This window comes from Pseudomonas sp. 8BK (assembly GCF_902506475.1).
GTDB classification, from domain to species: Bacteria; Pseudomonadota; Gammaproteobacteria; order Pseudomonadales; family Pseudomonadaceae; genus Aquipseudomonas; species Aquipseudomonas anguilliseptica.
The window spans coordinates 4112583-4126162 of the sequence record NZ_LR733252.1; the positions used below are offsets into that span (position 1 = coordinate 4112583).

The 13580-nt window shown below is 61.8% G+C and carries 13 protein-coding genes; 7 read left to right on the forward strand and 6 right to left on the reverse strand.

Annotated elements, in window-relative coordinates; all coding sequences use genetic code 11:
• Nucleotides 1-11: 11 nt before the first annotated feature.
• Entirely contained in the window at nt 12-1151 is a 1140-nt protein-coding gene (locus tag ACIN8IBEIGE_RS19210) for an efflux RND transporter periplasmic adaptor subunit (RefSeq protein WP_160016056.1), read from the reverse strand.
• Between the two features lie 138 nt (nt 1152-1289).
• Between ACIN8IBEIGE_RS19210 and ACIN8IBEIGE_RS19215 the strand changes: the two genes are divergently transcribed.
• Nucleotides 1290-1934, forward strand: a complete 645-nt coding sequence (locus tag ACIN8IBEIGE_RS19215; protein ID WP_160016057.1) for a TetR family transcriptional regulator — start codon at nt 1290-1292, stop codon at nt 1932-1934.
• On the opposite strand, the gene ACIN8IBEIGE_RS19220 is transcribed toward ACIN8IBEIGE_RS19215, so the two are convergent.
• Complete coding sequence (locus ACIN8IBEIGE_RS19220) at nt 1921-2133, reverse strand: heavy-metal-associated domain-containing protein (protein WP_160016058.1); 213 nt, start codon at nt 2131-2133, stop codon at nt 1921-1923. The two genes, ACIN8IBEIGE_RS19215 and ACIN8IBEIGE_RS19220, sit on opposite strands and share 14 nt — an antisense overlap.
• A gap of 148 nt (nt 2134-2281) precedes the next feature.
• Between ACIN8IBEIGE_RS19220 and ACIN8IBEIGE_RS19225 the strand changes: the two genes are divergently transcribed.
• Nucleotides 2282-4669 carry a heavy metal translocating P-type ATPase gene (locus ACIN8IBEIGE_RS19225; RefSeq protein ID WP_160016059.1) on the forward strand — a complete coding sequence of 796 codons (2388 nt, stop codon included), beginning with the start codon at nt 2282-2284 and terminating at the stop codon, nt 4667-4669.
• A gap of 22 nt (nt 4670-4691) precedes the next feature.
• A complete protein-coding gene (cueR, locus tag ACIN8IBEIGE_RS19230; protein ID WP_160016060.1) occupies nt 4692-5090 on the forward strand; it encodes a Cu(I)-responsive transcriptional regulator in 399 nt (132 codons plus the stop codon).
• A 78-nt stretch (nt 5091-5168) separates the two neighbouring features.
• On the opposite strand, the gene ACIN8IBEIGE_RS19235 is transcribed toward cueR, so the two are convergent.
• Nucleotides 5169-5756, reverse strand: coding sequence for an HAD family hydrolase (locus tag ACIN8IBEIGE_RS19235; RefSeq protein ID WP_178124377.1), 588 nt, complete (start codon nt 5754-5756; stop codon nt 5169-5171).
• Nucleotides 5753-6622: an acyl-CoA thioesterase II gene (gene tesB, locus ACIN8IBEIGE_RS19240; RefSeq protein ID WP_160016062.1), complete on the reverse strand. Its 870-nt coding sequence runs from the start codon at nt 6620-6622 to the stop codon at nt 5753-5755. The genes ACIN8IBEIGE_RS19235 and tesB overlap by 4 nt, the downstream gene beginning before the upstream one ends.
• Before the next feature lie 183 nt (nt 6623-6805).
• On the opposite strand from tesB, the gene ACIN8IBEIGE_RS19245 reads away from it, so the two are divergent.
• Nucleotides 6806-7726, forward strand: a complete 921-nt coding sequence (locus ACIN8IBEIGE_RS19245; protein WP_160016063.1) for a histone deacetylase — start codon at nt 6806-6808, stop codon at nt 7724-7726.
• 12 nt (nt 7727-7738) lie between these two features.
• On the opposite strand, the gene ACIN8IBEIGE_RS19250 is transcribed toward ACIN8IBEIGE_RS19245, so the two are convergent.
• Nucleotides 7739-8614, reverse strand: coding sequence for a LysR family transcriptional regulator (locus tag ACIN8IBEIGE_RS19250; protein ID WP_160016064.1), 876 nt, complete (start codon nt 8612-8614; stop codon nt 7739-7741).
• Nucleotides 8615-8752: 138 nt separating this feature from the next.
• Between ACIN8IBEIGE_RS19250 and ampC the strand changes: the two genes are divergently transcribed.
• Together ampC and ACIN8IBEIGE_RS19260 are read left to right on the forward strand one after the other, a co-directional pair.
• Nucleotides 8753-9910: a class C beta-lactamase gene (gene ampC / locus ACIN8IBEIGE_RS19255; RefSeq protein WP_160016065.1), complete on the forward strand. Its 1158-nt coding sequence runs from the start codon at nt 8753-8755 to the stop codon at nt 9908-9910.
• A gap of 13 nt (nt 9911-9923) precedes the next feature.
• Nucleotides 9924-10748 (forward strand): bifunctional 2-polyprenyl-6-hydroxyphenol methylase/3-demethylubiquinol 3-O-methyltransferase UbiG, encoded by an 825-nt coding sequence (locus ACIN8IBEIGE_RS19260; RefSeq protein WP_160016066.1) that lies wholly within the window; start codon nt 9924-9926, stop codon nt 10746-10748.
• Between the two features lie 105 nt (nt 10749-10853).
• On the opposite strand, the gene ACIN8IBEIGE_RS19265 is transcribed toward ACIN8IBEIGE_RS19260, so the two are convergent.
• Complete coding sequence (locus ACIN8IBEIGE_RS19265) at nt 10854-11987, reverse strand: aminotransferase class V-fold PLP-dependent enzyme (protein WP_160016067.1); 1134 nt, start codon at nt 11985-11987, stop codon at nt 10854-10856.
• A 112-nt stretch (nt 11988-12099) separates the two neighbouring features.
• On the opposite strand from ACIN8IBEIGE_RS19265, the gene ACIN8IBEIGE_RS19270 reads away from it, so the two are divergent.
• Nucleotides 12100-13344: a TIGR03862 family flavoprotein gene (locus ACIN8IBEIGE_RS19270; RefSeq protein ID WP_160016068.1), complete on the forward strand. Its 1245-nt coding sequence runs from the start codon at nt 12100-12102 to the stop codon at nt 13342-13344.
• Nucleotides 13345-13580 lie beyond the last annotated feature (236 nt).

The following is a 13580-nucleotide window of genomic DNA, read 5'->3' on the forward strand; positions in this document are numbered from 1 at the left end:
GGGAACGCTCCTTAGGATTGGCTGGCGGCTGGGGCGGCGACTTTAACCGGGCTGTCTGGACGCACCTTCGGCAGGCCCTCGACGATCACCCGCTCACCGGCGCTGATGCCGGAGACAATCACCCAGCGGCCTTTGGCCGTGTGCCCGGTGGTGACCTGGCGCATGCGCGCCACGCCGGCTTCATCCACCACGTAAACAAAAGTGCCGCCTGGGCCCTGACCAATCGCGCGCTCTGGCAGGGTCATGGCGTTGGGAATGCTCAGACCTTTGACCTGCACCCGCACGAACTGCCCCGGCAACAACGTCTGCTCCGGGTTAGGCACCACAGCGCGCGCACTGACGGTACCGGTGCCGCGATCCACCAGACTGTCGGTAAAGTCCACCTTGCCTTCCAGCGGGTAGACACTGCCGTCACCAAGCTTGATCTGCACACTCATCTTTCCGTCTTCCGGCAGTACCAGGCTGCCGTTCTGCAGGCCACTGCGCACGCTCTCCACATCCGAGTCGGGGGCTGCAAAGTTGACGTAGATCGGGTCCAACTGAGTGATATTGCTCAGCAGGCTGGCACTCGGATCACCGGCCACCATCAGACTGCCTTCGGAGACGGTTTCCTTGCTGGTGATCCCGGAGATCGGGGCTTTCACTGTGGTGTAGTCGAGATCGATCTGCTTGGACTGCACTTCGGCTTCGGCAGCCTGAATGTTCGCCTTGCTCTGCTCGAAGTTGGAAACCGCATTGTCCAGTTCGCTTTCGCTGGCAAAACCCTTTTTCTGCAATTCGCGGATACGCTTGAGGTCGCGTTCGGTCTGCCGATAGCGCGCCTGCTCCTGTGCCAGAGCGCCCTTGGCGCGGCTCAGTGCGGCCTGGTAGGTACGCGGGTCAATGCGGAACATCACCTGGCCTTTCTTGACCTGGCTGCCTTCCAGATAAGTACGCTCCTGCAGAATGCCACTGACCTGGGCGCGCACCTGCACTTCACGGAAACCAGCAGTACGTGCGGAATATTCAAGTTCCAGGGGCAGAGCCTCGGCCTTGACGGTCTCTACCACCACCTCGGGTGCTGGCGGAGCATCGGCGGCAAACAGCGGGGCGGCCAAAAAAGCCAACAACAAGGAACCGGCAGTGACCGGCAGACGACGGGGAAAAAGCATGGATGTCTCCGAATAAACGCAAGGCGCAACGTTTGAGACCGGCAATGCTAGTTACATACACAAGTGTTTGTAAATAGAACATTACCCTTAAGTTCATTACACTTTGTGCTGAGCCTAGCCAGAAATACGCCTACTGCCATGCGTCGAACCAAAGAAGAAGCCGAGAAAACCCGTTGCGCCATCCTTGAGGCCGCCGAAACGCTGTTTCTGGAAAAAGGTGTGGCGCACACCAGCCTGGAGCACATCGCCCGGCATGCGGGGGTGACACGTGGCGCGGTGTATTGGCACTTTGCCAACAAGGCCGATCTGTTCAACGCCATGCTCAATCAGGTGCGGCTACCGCCCGAGCAGCTGGCCGAACGTATGCGCGGCTGCCCCGAGCACGACCCGCTGCAGACCCTGCGCGAGCTGTGTATCGAGGCTATCGAGAACCTGGCCCGTGAACCGCAGAAGAAGCGCATCTTCACCATCCTGCTGCGCAGGTGTGAGTTCACCGAAGAACTGCGCGAAGCCGAAGAGCGCCAAGAGGCCTTTATCAACCTGTTTATCGCGCTCTGCGAGCAGCAGTTCAACACACCGTCAGTGCGCCTGCGCCTGCATGCCGGGCTGACGCCGCGCTTGGCCGCGCGCACCGTACATGCACTGCTGATCGGTCTGTTCTACGACTGGTCGCGCGACCCCAATCTGTTCGACCCGCTCAGCGACGCCGCGCCGATGATCGACGCCTGCTTTCGCGGGCTGATCCGCGACTGGCCAAACGCCGCAGCTTTTACGCTAGGCTGACGCCGTAGCCTTGCTCGACGATGGCGACCATCAGCTGATCGACCGGCACACTGCTACTCACCCGCACTTCACCACCGGGAAACTTCACTTTCACATCAGCCGCCGGGTCGCAAGCCAACAGCGCCTCGGTGATGGTTTTGACGCAGCCCTGGCAAGTCATGCCATCGACCCGGAATGCGTGAACCTGAGAAACCTGCATAAACAACCTCCTGAATAAATAAGCCGCCATGGTAAACGGTTAGCCGAGTGTTGCCCTTGCCATAAGGGTAAGGTCAAGGGATATAACGGCTTGACCTTACCCTTACGGCAAGGTTGATCCTGTACTGGAATTCCATGGAGGACCACTCATGTCCAGCCTCACCACCTTCAACCTGCCTATCAGCGGTATGACCTGCATCAGCTGCGCCGGACGGGTCGAGCGCGCCCTGGCCAAGGTGGCCGATGTCACCAGTGTCAGCATCAACCTCGCCAGTGAACAGGCGCGCGTCGAGGCGCCCGCGGACAGCCTGGAGCAGCTGGTCAACGCCGTTAGTGCGGCCGGTTATCAGGTGCCCTGCGAACGCCTGGAGCTAGCGCTTACCGGCATGACCTGCGCCAGCTGCGCCGGGCGTATCGAGCGCGCCCTGAAGCAGCAACCGGGGGTGCTTTCAGTCAGCGTCAACCTGGCCAGCGAACGGGCGCAGCTGCAGGTGCTGCGCGGCACTGATCACCAGGTTCTGTTGCAGGCCGTCAGCCTGGCCGGCTATCGCGCCAGCCTGCTGGACGATGCAACCCAGACTCAACCAACCGTCGAGCGGCATCTGCAGCGCGAACGCTGGTCCCTGCTGCTGGCCATGCTGCTGACCGTACCGTTGGTCATCCCCATGCTCGCCGAGCCCTTCGGCCTGCACTGGATGCTGCCGGCCTGGCTGCAGTTCACCCTGGCCACGCCGGTGCAATTTATCTTCGGCGCGCGTTTCTACCGCGCGGCCTGGAATGCCCTGCGCGCTGGCGCAGGGAATATGGATCAGCTGGTGGCGATAGGCACCAGTGCCGCCTATGGCCTGAGCCTGTATCAATGGGCGTTGAGCCCAGCTGGCGAGATGGCCCATCTGTATTTCGAAGCCTCGGCGGTGATCATCACCCTGATCCTGCTCGGCAAATACCTGGAAAGCCGCGCCAAACGCCAGACCAGCAGCGCCATCCGCGCCCTGCAGGCGCTGCGGCCTGAGCGCGCCTTGCGCCTGCAGGATGGCGTCGAGCAATGGGTGGCGCTGGCTGAGCTGCAACTGGGCGACGCCATCGTGGTCAAGCCCGGCGAACGCTTCCCGGTCGACGGTCTGGTTCGCGAAGGCCAGAGCCACGCCGATGAAGCGCTGATCAGCGGCGAAAGCCTGCCACAACCCAAACAGCCGGGTGATCGCGTCACGGCCGGCGCAATCAACGGCGAAGGCCGCCTGCTGGTGGAAACCACCGCACTTGGCGCGGAGACCGTGTTGTCGCGCATCATCCGCCTGGTCGAAGATGCCCAGGCGGCTAAGGCACCGATCCAGAAACTGGTGGATAAAGTCAGCCGTATTTTCGTACCCAGCGTATTGCTGATCGCACTGGTCACCCTAATGACCTGGCTGCTACTCGGCGCCAGTATTGAAACAGCGCTACTCAACGCGGTGGCCGTGCTGGTGATTGCCTGCCCCTGCGCCCTCGGCCTGGCCACACCCACGGCGATCATGGCCGGCACCGGCGTGGCGGCGCGCCACGGCATCCTGATCAAGGATGCCGAAGCCCTGGAAATTGCCCATTCGGTAACCCTGGTGGCCTTCGACAAGACTGGCACCCTGACCGCAGGCAGCCCGCGTATCGCCCACCTGCAAGCCATCGACGGCGACAGCACGCAACTGCTGCAGCTGGCCGGAGCCCTGCAGCGCGGCAGCGAACACCCGCTGGCCAAGGCCGTGCTGGACCAGTGCGCAGCGGAGCACCTGACACTCGCCGAGGTCAGCGACAGCAAGGCCCTGGCTGGGCGCGGCATTGCCGGAAAGATTGGCGAAAGACAGCTGGCCCTGGGCAACAAACGCTTGCTCGAAGAGCACTGGCTACAAAACCAGACACTGATCGCCGAAGCGCTGGCCTGGGAGGCTGAAGGCCGCACCCTGTCCTGGCTGATAGAGCTCGCTCCGCAACCGCAGGTGCTCGGCCTGTTCGCCTTTGGCGATACGCTCAAGGAAGGCGCGCCAGAAGCCATTGCCGCACTGACTGCACAAGGCATCGACAGCCACCTGATCAGCGGGGACAACAAAGGCAGCGTACATGCCGTGGCGCAAGCACTGAACATTAAGGTCGCGCATGCCGAAGTGCTGCCGGCGAACAAAGTGGCGATCATCAGTGGGCTGAAGCAAGACGCCGTTGTGGCCATGGTCGGTGACGGCATCAACGACGCCCCGGCGTTGGCCGTCGCTGACGTGGGCATCGCCATGGGCAGCGGCACCGATGTGGCCATGCACGCCGCCGGCATTACCCTGATGCGCGGCGACCCACGGATGGTGGCCGATGCCCTGGAGATCAGCCGACGCACCTACAACAAGATCCGCCAGAACCTGTTCTGGGCCTTCGCCTACAACCTGATCGGCATTCCGCTGGCGGCCGCCGGCCTGCTTAACCCGATGCTCGCAGGCGCGGCCATGGCGCTGTCCAGCGTCAGCGTGGTGAGCAATGCTTTGCTGCTGAAAACCTGGAAGCCCAAGGATCACGAATAAACCGCAGGGCAGGAGAAGAACGATGAATATCGGCCAAGCCGCCAAAAAAACCGGCCTGAGCGCCAAGATGATTCGTTACTACGAAAGCATCGATTTGCTGCCTGAGGCCGGCCGCAGCGACAGCGGCTACCGCCAGTACAGCCAGCAGGACCTGCACCGTCTGGCCTTTATCAAACGCTCGCGCGACCTGGGCTTTTCCCTGACCGAAGTCAGCCAGCTGCTAGCCTTGTGGCAGGATCGCCAACGCGCCAGTGCCGATGTCAAAGCCCTGGCCGCTGCACATATCAGCGAGCTGGAACGCAAGATCAGCGAACTCAGCGGCCTGCGCGACACCCTCAAGGAACTGATGGACAACTGCCAGGGCAACGACCGCCCGGACTGCCCGATCCTCAGGGATCTGGAGTCCGGCTGCTGTCATTGAATAAACACACGTAGGGTGGATGCCGCTTCACCCATCCTCCACAGGGGGCATGGGTGGATGGATAAAACGCCATCCACCCTACAACAGCTGCTGCAAGGCGCAGCAATCCACGGCGAAATGATCGGCCAACTGCGGCCAGGGATTTTCCGCCAGGTTGACCAGCACGCTGCGCGCACCCGCAGCGCGGGCACACTCTAGGTCAAAGCGGTAATCGCCGACCATCACCAGCTCGCTCGGTGCGACCTGCCAGGTTCTGGCGAAATGCAGCAGCCCACCCGGATCGGGCTTGGGCGGCGCCTCGTCACGGCCGATCACGTCCGGCACGGCAAAGCAATCGTCCAGACCGATGGCGCGCAGGGTCAGCAGCGCCAGCTCATGGGCATTGCGGGTGAGGATGCCGAGTCGGCAACCACGCCCGTGCAGCTCGCGCACCAGCTCAATCGCCCCAGGGGCAGGCTCGGCGGTCAACGCCAGTTCGCGCTCATGCTCCAGCAGCCAGGCATGCTTGGCCGCCGCCACCGCCTCGGGCAGCGCGGCCAGATGGCCGAGAATGTCGTGTTCCAGGGGAATATCCAGCGCGCGCTTGATCGCCTCGAAGTCGTGCACCGCCAGAGTCAGGGTGCCATCCATATCGAATACCCAGTGGCGGGCCGCGCTCAGACTCACTTCCAATCCTCTCGCACGCGGGTAAGCCCTTCCTGGGCGACCGAGGCGACCAGCTGGCCCTGGCGGTTGAAGATGCTGCCACGGGAGAAACCGCGGGCATTGCCGGCCCAGGGGCTGTCCATGCTGTACAGCAGCCAGTCGTCCATACGCAGGTTGCCGTGAAACCACAGCGAGTGGTCGAGACTAGCGACCTGCATAAACTTCTGCCAGACGGAAACCCCATGCGGCAGCATTGAGGTGGTCAGCAGGTTGAAATCACTGGCGTAGGCCAGCAGCAACTTGTGCAGTTGCGGTTCATCCGGCAGCTCGCCCGCGGCGCGGAACCACACGTGCTTGACCGGCTCACTGGGCTTTGGCGCGAAGGGGTTGCCGATGGTGACCGGGCGAATCTCGATCGGCTTGTCACTGATAGCGCGCTCACGCATACGTTCGGGAATCATGGCTTCGACCATGCGCGCCAGCTCGGTTTCCGATTTCAGCTCTTCCGGCCCCGGCACTTCAGGCATCCGGTTCTGATGATGAAAGCCTTCTTCATCGAACTGGAACGACGCACTGCAGGTAAAGATCGGTTTGCCCTTCTGAATCGCCGTCACCCGCCGTGTACTGAAGCTGCCGCCATCGCGCACGCGCTCAACCTGATACACCACCGGCAACGTGGCATCGCCGGGACGCAGGAAGTAGCCGTGCATGGAATGCACATGGCGCGCGGCCTCGACCGTCTGACTGGCTGCCGAGACACACTGGCCAAGCACCTGGCCGCCATACAGCTGGCGAAAGCCCAGATCCTGGCTGACCCCGCGAAACAGATTCTCTTCGATGGTTTCCAGGGTCAGCAGGGCGACCAACTCATTCAACACCTGACTCATGCATGCTCTCCTGTTAACGCATCTGGCTGGGGGCGAGATGGTAAAGACTTCGCCGAAGTTTGTCGGCCCGACTGAAAGATGGATGTGGACAATAATGGCAGCATTCTAGCCAATCGAGCGCCGGACTTGAGCCAGGCCAGGGCGCTCGCCATACTTCCAGCCCTATTGCTCGAGCCTGTCCGCATGCGCCTGCCGCTGGTCTACCACGACGACTACAGCCCGCCCTTCCCGGCCAACCACCGCTTCCCCATGGAGAAGTTTCGCCTGCTGCGCGACCACCTGGTGGACAGCGGCCTGAGCACCGATGCCGAACTGCTGCGCCCCGAGCTGTGCCCTACCGACGTACTCGCCCTGACGCACTGCCCGGCCTATATCCAGCGTTTTGCCAGTGGCGAACTGACATATGAGGAACAACGCCGCCTCGGCCTGCCCTGGAGCGCCGCCCTGGCGCAACGCACCATTCGCGCCGTGGGCGGCTCGCTGCTGGCGGTTGAGCAGGCGCTGCAACATGGATTGGCTTGCCATCTGGCTGGCGGCACCCACCACGCGCATTACGATCACCCAGCCGGTTTCTGCATCTTCAATGACCTGGCAGTAATCAGTCAGTACCTGCTAGCCAGTGGCAAGGCCCAGCGCGTGCTGATCTTCGACTGTGACGTGCACCAGGGCGATGGCACCGCGCGCCTGCTGGAGAACACCCCGGAGGCGATCACCGTATCGCTGCACTGCGAAAAGAATTACCCGGCGCGCAAAGCCGCCAGCGACTGGGACATTCCCCTGCCCAACGGCATGGCCGATGACGACTACCTCAAGGTGGTCAACGACAGCCTCAACTACCTGCTGCCGCTGTACCAGCCGGATATCGTGCTCTACGACGCCGGCGTCGATGTGCACCAGCACGATGCCCTCGGTTATCTCAACCTGACGGATGCTGGTATCGCAGCCCGTGACGAAGCTGTACTTAACCACTGCCTGAGCCGTGACATTCCCGTAGTCGGGCTGATCGGCGGCGGCTACGACAAGGACCGCCTAGCCCTAGCCAAGCGTCACGGAATTCTGCACCACAGCGCCGCGCAGGTTTGGCAGGCGAGCGGGCTGGGATAGTTAGCGCCATAGTCAGGTATGCGCAGCGTCCATCAACCAGAGCCTGAAAGCGCCCATGGCTGCAGTCTCAGTACGTGACTGCAGACGGGTCAGCCAGTAGCTGCCCGTCAGGATATCAGTGGAAAAGGGCTGTTGAATCGCGCCACAAGCCACATGCCGATGGAACATAGCAGGTGGAGCCAACGCTACGCCCTCCCCCATGAGAGCAGCCGCCATCATGGATATCGACGAGTCGAAGACAATACTTTTGAGCGCTGGCACGCGCCCCTCAAAACCTGCAGCGGCAAACCATGCGGACCACTCATCGACACGGTACGAGCGCAACAGTACCTGCTGTAACAAATCGGCAGGCGCTTGCAACTGCGCAGCAATCTCCGGCGCACATAGCACAGACAAGGGAGCATCAAGCAGATGCATAGCCTCCGTGCCATGCCAGGCGCCCGCGCCAAACCGTATGGCGTAATCAAGCCCCTCGGCAGCGACATCGACTCGGTTATTGTTGGTAAATAACCGCAGATCGATATAAGGATACTGGGCCCGAAACGCCGGCAGTCGAGGCAATAACCAACCCACTGCAAAGGTGCCAACTGCACCCACCGTAATCACTTCACGGTAGAGCCCGTCCTCGAAACGCCCTAGCGTCTGAGCAATACGGTCGAACGCATCGCAAAGCACCGGCAACAGGGTTTCGCCCTCATGGGTAAGCATCAACCCCCGCGGCAGCCGCTTAAACAGAGTGACCTTCAGCAAAGCCTCGAGGCTCTTGACCTGATGACTGACTGCCGCTTGCGTCACACACAACTCAATGGCTGCACGGGTAAAACTCAAATGTCTCGCGGATGCTTCAAATGCGCGCAGCGCATTGAATGGCAAGTACGGTCTAACCATTGCGCGACCTAAAATTTTCTAATACCTAGGTCAAAATATCATCGTTTGCCGAGCCCCGCCTAGACACCTAAATTTGCGCCTTTACAGCGCACACCCTTGTGCTAGCCCATCCCCAAAAGGCCGGAGTCGCCCCAAGCAATGCATAAACTAAAAGTTGTTATCGCCAGCCTCGCCCTCTTTAGCGCAAGCAGCAACGCCGCAGAAGATCGCTCGCTGACAACCATGGTTGACTCAGTTATCCGTCCACTGATGCTGGAGCATGACATTCCCGGCATGGCAGTGGCCATTAGCCTGAAAGGGCAAAGCCATTACTTAAACTATGGCATAGCCAACAAAGAAAGTAGCCTGCCCGTCACTCCCGAAACCCTCTTCGAAATCGGTTCGGTCAGCAAAACCCTCACCGCCACCCTCGCCGCCCTGGCGCAGAGCACCGGCAAGCTGACCCTGATGGACAGAGCCGGCCAGCACTGGCCCGAGCTGCAAGGCAGCCAGCTGGAACACGCCAGCTTGCTCAACCTCGGCACCTACACCGCCGGCGGACTGCCGCTGCAGTTCCCCGACAACGTGACCGACCCGGCCAGCATGCTCAGCTATTACCGCCAGTGGCAGCCCGAGCATATTGCCGGCACTCACAGACGCTATTCCAACCCCAGCATTGGCCTGCTCGGCTACCTCGCCGCGCGCAGCATGGGCCAGCCGTTCCCCACACTGATGGAAGGCACGCTATTCCCCGCGCTCGGCATGTCGCACAGCTATATCCAGGTGCCGACAGCGCAGATGCCGCGCTATGCCTATGGCTACAGCAAGGACAACCAGCCGCTGCGCGTCAGCCCGGGCATGCTCGACGCCGAAGCCTATGGGGTGAAAACCAACGCCAAGGACCTGTTGCGCTTTGTCCAGGCCAACCTTGATCCGGCCAGTCTCACCAAGGACCTGCAGCGCGCCATCGCCATCACCCACGCTGGCTATTACCGCGTCGGCGAGATGACCCAGGGCCTCGGCTGGGAGCGCTACCCCTACCCGATCAGCCTGGAACGCCTGCAAGCCGGTAACTCTCCGGCCATGGCCCTGGAGTCGCAACCTGCTACACGCCTCGCACCGCCGGAAACCGAGCCAGGCGACAGCCTGTTCAATAAAACCGGCTCAACCGGCGGCTTCGGCGCCTATGCGGTGTTTGTCCCCAGTCAGAACCTCGGCCTGGTTATGCTGGCCAACAAAAACTACCCCAACGCTGCCAGAATCAAGGCCGCCCACGCCATACTGAGCGCGTTGGATAAGCACTCCCCCACACACTGAATGGAATCCCGTCATGGATGACTCGTTTGCCCTGAACAAAGCTAACTGGAACGAGCGCGCCGCCTTGCATGCGGCCTCGCCCGATTACCAGATACAACTGTTTATCGCCTCACCCGCGCATTTATCCGAGGTGGTGCGTTTTGATCTGCCGCGCCTCGGCGATATCCGTGGCCTGCGCGGGGTGCACCTGCAGTGCCATATCGGCACCGACACCCTGTCGCTGGCCCGTCTGGGGGCGCAGATGAGCGGGTTGGACTTTTCATCCGCCTCACTGGAACAGGCCCGTAAGCTGGCAAATGCCTGCGGCGAGCACATCACGTTTGTCGAAGCCTCGGTCTACGACGCCGTCAAGGTGCTCGGCGCGCAGTCATTCGACCTGGTCTACACCGGCATTGGTGCGCTGAACTGGCTACCGCAGATCGAGGACTGGGCGCGCAATGTCGCGGCCCTGCTCAAGCCTGGCGGACGCCTGTTTCTGCGCGAAATGCATCCCGTACTGATGACGCTCGACCAGGACTGCGAAGATGCCCTGCAGATGGTCCACTCCTATTTTGAACATAACCAGCCGCAGGTCTGGAATGACGAGTACAGCTATGTGGAAAGCGACAGCAAGCTGACCGCCACCACCACTCACGAGTGGAACCACGGCATGGGCGAAATCATCACGGCGCTGCTGCGCCACGGCATGCGTTTGACTGCACTGGAAGAACACACCAGCATCCCCTGGGAAGCCCTGCCTGGGCAGATGAGCCTGGGCGAAAATGGCGAATGGCGGCTGAATAGCCAGCCTGAGCGACTGCCACTGAGCTACACGCTGCAGGCGGCCAAGGTCGGCTAAACCGTAGGATGGCGTTGAGCGCAGCGATACCCATCGACAGGTGTCGCTGTAACGCCGAGGAGAATGATGGGTATCGCGCCGCTCAACCCACCCTACAAACTACATTTATCCCGCCAACACCTTATCCAGCGCCTGCTCCAGGGTGGCCACGGTGCGCTCGATATTGCCCAGCTTATCCAGCCCGAACAGGCCTAGGCGGAAGGTCTGGAAATCCGCCGGCTCATCACACTGCAACGGCACGCCGGCAGCAATCTGCAGGCCCTGGGCGGCGAATTTGCTGCCGTTCTTGATGCTGCCGTCGGAGGTGTAGCACACCACCACGCCTGGGGCTTCAAAGCCTTCGGCGGCGACGCTCTTGAAGCCTTTGCTGGCGAGCAAGGCGCGCACACGCTCACCGAGTTCCTGCTGCTGGTTGCGCACGGTGGCAAAGCCAATGGCTTCGGCCTCGCGCATGGCATCACGGAAACGCGCCAGGGCATCGCTGGGCATGGTCGCATGGTAGGCGTGGCCGCCCTGCTCGTAGGCCTGCATGATCTGCAGCCACTTTTTCAGGTCACAGGCAAAGCTGGTGCTTTGAGTGGCTTCTACGCGGGCCTGGGCGGCCTCGCTGAGCATCACCAGGGCGCAACACGGCGAGGCGCTCCAGCCCTTTTGCGGCGCACTGATCAGCACGTCGATGCCGCAGGCCTGCATATCCACCCAGAGGGTGCCAGAGGCGATGCAATCGAGCACAAACAGACCGCCGACCGCATGTACGGCATCCGCCACGGCGCGCAGGTAGCCGTCGGGCAGAATCATCCCGGAAGAGGTTTCCACATGCGGGGCGAACACCACCTGCGGTTTTTCCGCAGCAATTACTGCCAGCACATCGACCAGCCGTGGCGGTGAGAACGCAGCCTGGCTGCCCTCGGCGACCGGGCGCGCCTTGAGCACAATCGACTCAGAGGGAATCTGCCCCATCTCAAAAATCTGCGTCCAGCGGTAGCTGAACCAGCCATTGCGTAGCACCAGGCACTTCTGCCCGGTGGCCAGCTGACGCGCCACCGCTTCCATGCCATAGGTGCCGCTACCAGGCACGATGGCCATTGCATGGGCGTTGTAGACCTGTTTCAGAGTGCTGGAGATATCCTTCATCACGCCCTGAAACGACTGCGACATATGGTTGAGGGAGCGGTCGGTGTAGACCACCGAGTATTCGATCAGGCCGTCGGGGTCGATGCTGGGGTAGAGGTCAGACATAAGGGGCTCCAGTCAAAAATTCTGACTGCGACCCTGCCCGAAGCCGGGGCAAATGACAAGGCGGACGCCGCCTCGGTTAGAATGCGCGGCCACACCCCAAGCCGAAACCGCCATGAACAGTGCCTTGCCAAAGCCCGCTCCACGCGTTGCCATTATCGGCGGCGGCCCTGCCGGACTGATGGCCGCTGAAGTGCTGGCCCAGGGCGGTGTGCAGGTCGATCTTTACGACGGCATGCCTTCGGTGGGGCGCAAATTCCTCCTGGCCGGGGTCGGCGGAATGAACATCACCCATTCCGAGGCCAAGCCGGCCTTTGTCGCTCGTTATGGTGCGCGCCAGGCAGAAGTGGCCGAACTGCTGCAGGATTTCGATGCCGACGCCCTGTGCGCCTGGATTCACGGCCTGGGTATCGACACCTTTGTCGGCACCTCAGGCAGGGTATTTCCAACCGACATGAAAGCCGCTCCGCTGTTGCGCGCCTGGCTCAAACGTCTGCGCGAACTGGGTGTACAGATACACACCCGCCATCGTTGGCAGGGTTGGGATAACCACGGTGCGCTGCGAATCACCTCGCCCTGCGGCGAGCACAGAGTAAATACCGACGCCACCCTGCTGGCTCTGGGTGGCGCCAGCTGGGCGCGGCTGGGCTCGGACGGCGCCTGGGTTAGCCTGCTGCAAGACCGAGGCGTGACTATCGCGCCCTTGCAGGCGAGCAACTGCGGCTTTGATGTCAGCGCCTGGAGCCCGTTTCTGCAGGACAAATTCGCCGGCGCGCCGCTGAAGAACGTCAGCCTTAGCCTGGCCGGCGCAGCGCCACGCCTGGGCGAGTGTGTACTGACCGCCAGCGGCATCGAAGGTAGCCTGGTCTACGCCCTGTCAGCCGCTATTCGTCAATCGATCAACCAGCATGGCAGTGCCACTGTGCACCTCGATCTGCTGCCGCAGACACCGCTGAGCAAACTGCAGGCGACCCTGAGCAAACCGCGCGGCTCGCAGTCCATGGCCAAACACCTGCATCGCCAGGCCGGGATCGACGGCGTCAAGGCCGCCCTGCTGCGCGAACTGGCCAGTGCCGCAGCCTTCAATGACCCGGCGCAGCTGGCCAGTGCAATCAAGACCCTGCCGATCACTCTGGTACGTCCGCGGCCATTGGATGAAGCGATCAGCACAGCCGGCGGCGTGCCGTTCGAACAACTGGACGGCCAGCTGATGCTCAAGGCGCTGCCTGGCACCTTCTGCGCCGGGGAAATGCTTGACTGGGAGGCGCCCACCGGCGGCTATCTGCTGACCGCCTGCTTTGCCAGCGGTCGCTGCGCCGCTCTGGGCATGCTGAAATGGCTGCAACACCCCGCCGAATAAGGTCCTGCTTACGATCTGCTGCGCGTCGGCCCTACTGCGTTAAAAACAGGCTCGGTAAATCGCTAGCGACTAACGCGCTTTAGTACGCCCCGAAGGGCGAACGCAGTGAGTAATCTCATTTACACCAGCAAACTCCGCTTCCTCGCCGTTTTGACCAGCCAGAGGCTGTTACTGGCGTAGCGCCTTGTATGACTCTAGCTCGCAAGATCGCAAATACGCTCTAAGAGCCACCGCGC

What these genes read in the sequence shown, in the direction of transcription:
- ACIN8IBEIGE_RS19210 (WP_160016056.1), bottom strand. Translation starts at nt 1,151, where the DNA reads ATGCTTTTTCCCCGTCGTCTGCCGGTCACTGCCGGTTCCTTGTTGTTG.
- ACIN8IBEIGE_RS19215 (WP_160016057.1), top strand. Translation starts at nt 1,290, where the DNA reads ATGCGTCGAACCAAAGAAGAAGCCGAGAAAACCCGTTGCGCCATCCTT.
- ACIN8IBEIGE_RS19220 (WP_160016058.1), bottom strand. Translation starts at nt 2,133, where the DNA reads ATGCAGGTTTCTCAGGTTCACGCATTCCGGGTCGATGGCATGACTTGC.
- ACIN8IBEIGE_RS19225 (WP_160016059.1), top strand. Translation starts at nt 2,282, where the DNA reads ATGTCCAGCCTCACCACCTTCAACCTGCCTATCAGCGGTATGACCTGC.
- cueR (WP_160016060.1), top strand. Translation starts at nt 4,692, where the DNA reads ATGAATATCGGCCAAGCCGCCAAAAAAACCGGCCTGAGCGCCAAGATG.
- tesB (WP_160016062.1), bottom strand. Translation starts at nt 6,622, where the DNA reads ATGAGTCAGGTGTTGAATGAGTTGGTCGCCCTGCTGACCCTGGAAACC.
- ACIN8IBEIGE_RS19245 (WP_160016063.1), top strand. Translation starts at nt 6,806, where the DNA reads ATGCGCCTGCCGCTGGTCTACCACGACGACTACAGCCCGCCCTTCCCG.
- ACIN8IBEIGE_RS19250 (WP_160016064.1), bottom strand. Translation starts at nt 8,614, where the DNA reads ATGGTTAGACCGTACTTGCCATTCAATGCGCTGCGCGCATTTGAAGCA.
- ampC (WP_160016065.1), top strand. Translation starts at nt 8,753, where the DNA reads ATGCATAAACTAAAAGTTGTTATCGCCAGCCTCGCCCTCTTTAGCGCA.
- ACIN8IBEIGE_RS19260 (WP_160016066.1), top strand. Translation starts at nt 9,924, where the DNA reads ATGGATGACTCGTTTGCCCTGAACAAAGCTAACTGGAACGAGCGCGCC.
- ACIN8IBEIGE_RS19265 (WP_160016067.1), bottom strand. Translation starts at nt 11,987, where the DNA reads ATGTCTGACCTCTACCCCAGCATCGACCCCGACGGCCTGATCGAATAC.
- ACIN8IBEIGE_RS19270 (WP_160016068.1), top strand. Translation starts at nt 12,100, where the DNA reads ATGAACAGTGCCTTGCCAAAGCCCGCTCCACGCGTTGCCATTATCGGC.